At 63.0% G+C, this 3,500-nt stretch carries 2 protein-coding genes; one reads left to right on the forward strand and one right to left on the reverse strand.

Going from position 1 to position 3,500, the window contains the following annotated elements:
- Positions 1-83: 83 nt before the first annotated feature.
- Positions 84-2,522, reverse strand: coding sequence for a Lon protease family protein (locus IBX54_RS13590; RefSeq protein WP_296543193.1), 2,439 nt, complete (start codon positions 2,520-2,522; stop codon positions 84-86).
- A 202-nt stretch (positions 2,523-2,724) separates the two neighbouring features.
- On the opposite strand from IBX54_RS13590, the gene IBX54_RS13595 reads away from it, so the two are divergent.
- A partial coding sequence (locus tag IBX54_RS13595; protein WP_296543194.1) for a response regulator occupies positions 2,725-3,500 on the forward strand: 776 nt, incomplete at its 3' end.

The raw sequence follows: 3,500 nt of genomic DNA on the forward strand, positions 1-3,500 counted from the left end.
GGCTCGCAGTGACGAAGTCTCTGTTCAAGGTCCGTTTGCGGTATCGGACCAGATACGGCGGGCTCGCAATGACGAAGCCTCTGTCAGCGTTGCCCTGTGCGCCTGCGCCCCACTTTGGCTGAGTCCGCCAGTTGGCAGGCCTGGCGGTAGGCCTGCAGGGTTGTCTGGGCCTGGCCCAGCACCGTGTTGGGCGCGTAGCCGCTGGCCGTGCCGGGCAGGCCGCTGGGGTGGCCGGTGAGCAGTTCAATGCCTTCGCTCACATGCTCGGCCGTGTAGATGCGAAACCGGCCCTGCGCCACGGCCTGGGTTACCTCGCTGCCCAGCATCAGGTGGCGCCGGTTGCGCTGCGGAATCAGCACGCCCTGCTGGCCGGTGAGCCCGGCGGTGGCGCAGATGCGAAAAAAGCCCTCGATCTTTTCGTTGATGCCACCCACCGGCAGCACCTCGCCGTGCTGGTTGACGGCGCCGGTCACGGCAATGCCCTGGCTGAGCGGCAAGCCGGACAGGCACGACAGCAGCGCGTACAACTCGGCGCACGAGGCTGAGTCGCCCTCGATGCCGTGGTACTCCTGCTCAAAGACCAGCGTGGCATCGAGCGCCAGCGGTGCCTGGGCGGCAAACAAAGTTGACAGGTAGCTTTGCAAAATGAGCACGCCCTTGTCGTGGATCGGGCCGGAGAGCGCCACCTCGCGCTCGACGTTGATCAGGCCGTCCTCGCCGGCCGAGGTGTGCGCCGTGACCCGCACCGGAAAACCAAAACGGTAGTCGCCCAGGTCGATTTGTGTCAGGCCGTTGATCTGGCCGGTTTTTTCGCCCTGCAGGCTGATCAGCCGCTCGCCGTCGGTGATGGTTTCCTGCATGCGCTGGTCGGGGTAGTTGTGGCGCCACTGGCGCGCTTGCAGTGCGGCAGTCACATCGTCGCCGTCCACGCGGTTGCTGGCGCGCGCTTGGGCAACGGCGGCGGCTTCCATCACCAGCGCCTCCATGCGGGCAAAGGTGGCGCTCTGGCGCGTCTGGTCATCGACCTCGCGGTGCGCGTCCTGCAGCAATTGCGCCATCGCCGCGGCCGTGAAATGGGGCAGTCCCAGGCGCTGGCAGGTGTGCGACACAAACACGGCTGAGGCCGCATAGGTTTGCGCGCTGGCGGCAAAGCTCTCGGCAAAGTCCACCTTGACGCGAAAGCGCCGGGCAAACTCGGGGTCGGCGTCTTGCAGCAGGTAGTATTCTTCGGTGGCGCCAATCAGCACGATCTTGACGCTGATGTCGAGCGCCTCCGGCACCAGCGACACGCTGGCCATGGGGGCAATCATCTGCATCGGTTCCTCGATTTGCAGGCGCCCGGTGCGCGAAAAGCGGCGCAATTTTTCCCACACCAGTTCATCGCTCAGCAGGTCGCGCACATGCAACATCAAATATCCGCCGTGCGCCTTGAGCAGGCTACCCGCCCGGATGCGCGAGAAATCGGTGAGCAGCACGTCTTCTTCGGCCTGGTACTCGACGCTGCCAAACAGGTTGTGGAACGAGGGGTTGTCTTCGATGATCACCGGCGCGCCACGCAATTCCTCGTTGTCCACCACCAGGTTGACCCGGTAGCGCGCCAGCACCGCGGCCAGTTCTTCCTGGCGCAGCTCGTCGTCAAGCCCGGCGCTGGCATCGGCCACGCGAAAGGCGTCGAGGTTGTCCAGCACATCCTTGATGACCTGGTCAAAATAATGGCCCAGCTTGACCGCGTCCTTGATATGCTTTTTGAGCGCCAGCTTGATTTCCTGCAGCTCATGCTCCAGCAGCGGCTTGACGGTCTGGCGCCGCAGCGCGGCCAAGCCCTCGTTCTTGAGGCGTTCAATGGGGCGGATTTTGTCGAGGTAGCGGGCAATCTCGGCGCGTAGTTCCTGCTCGGCCTGCTCGACCTGGGCGCGTTGCTCCTTGGGCAGCGAGCGTGCCTCGTTTTCGGTCAGCGCCCGGCCCTTGGCGCCCAGCAGGGTAAAGATCAGGTGGCCGTCCTCCCGATACAGCGCAAAGTTTCTTGCCTCGGCAAACGCGTCGAGTTCGGCGTAAGCGCCGGATTCTTCCAGCTTGTAGGTTTTTTCAAGGTGCTCGCTTTCGGCCTTGAAATCAGGACCGTCAAGGCGTTGCGGAATTTCTTTTTGCAGTGTTTTGCTCAGTTGCGCCATGTGCTGGCGCAACAGCTTGCCCTGGCCGGGTGGCATGCGCAGCGCGCGCGGCCGCTCTGGCGCATCGAAATTGTGCAGGTAGCACAGGTCGGGCGGCACCGCCTTGGTGGCGGCCACCTCGCGCATCAGCTGCTGCAGCAGCGTCGAGCGGCCACTGCCCACTTCGCCGAGCACAAACAGGTTGTAGTCGGGTTGTTCCATGGTCAGGCCAAAGCGCGCCGCTGTTTCAGCTCGCGCCTGCCCGATCCAGGGCAGCGGCTGCTGCAGCAGCTCGGAGGTGTCCGCAAAGCCAAGGGCTTCGGGGGCAATGCTGAGGGCCAGGTCAGCCGGGGCCAGGTTGGCAAGTGCCATGGTGGGTGTACGGGTAGTGGCTGGGTGTCCAGTTTTCAGCCAAGTGGCGATCATGGCCTTGACATGTCGCATGCTTTCATCAATTTGTTGGTTCAGATCGAGCTTATGTACGATAACGCACAGAACAGCCATACCGGACCGGGCACCATGGCCAACCTGGAAAATACTGTTCCAATCAAAGTCAGACTACAAGGAATTGACCATGCCCATGACGGACGCCATCCACCAAGCCAGCATCCTGATCGTGGACGATCAGCCGGCCAATGTGCAACTGCTGGAGCAACTGCTGGCGGAGGCCGGTTACCTGCACGTGAGTGCCACGATGAAGCCCGAGGAGGTGTGCGCGCTGCATCGCCAAAACAGCTACGACCTGATCCTGCTCGACCTGCAAATGCCGGTGATGGACGGTTTCCAGGTGATGGAAGGCCTCAAGACCAACGTCACCGACGCCTACCTGCCGGTGATTGTGCTCACCGCCCAACCGGGCCACAAGCTGCGCGCGCTGGCCTGCGGCGCCAAAGACTTCATCAGCAAGCCGTTCGACCTGCTCGAGGTCAAAACACGCATCCACAACATGCTCGAAGTGCGCCTGCTGCACCGCAAGCTCGCTGACTACAACAAAGAGCTCGAAGCCACCGTGGCCGAGCGCACGGCCGAGTTGCGCGAGAGCGAGGCACGTTACCGCAGCCTGACCGAGCTGGCCTCCGACTGGTACTGGGAGCAGGACGAGAACGGCCAGTTCATCAAGGTGTCGGGCCCGGCGCTGGAGATGCTGGGCATTCAGGTCGAGACGCTCGATGGCGACAAAAAGAGCATGCTGGTCAACGGCTGGAACGAGGAAGAGCGCAACAAGCTGCGCGCCACCATTGCCAAGCGGGAGCCGTTTCTGGACTTTGTCTTTCACCGCGCCAATGCCGATGGCAGCCAGCAGACGTTTCAGGTCAGCGGCGAGCCCATGTTCAACAGCAACAGCCGCTT

Origin of the sequence: Rhodoferax sp., from assembly GCF_014859475.1 — a bacterium.
In the GTDB taxonomy this organism is placed as follows: Bacteria; Pseudomonadota; Gammaproteobacteria; order Burkholderiales; family Burkholderiaceae_C; genus Rhodoferax.

Bases quoted from the DNA above. Each gene is read 5' to 3' on its own strand.
- IBX54_RS13590 (WP_296543193.1), bottom strand. From the start codon at position 2,522: ATGGCACTTGCCAACCTGGCCCCGGCTGACCTGGCCCTCAGCATTGCC.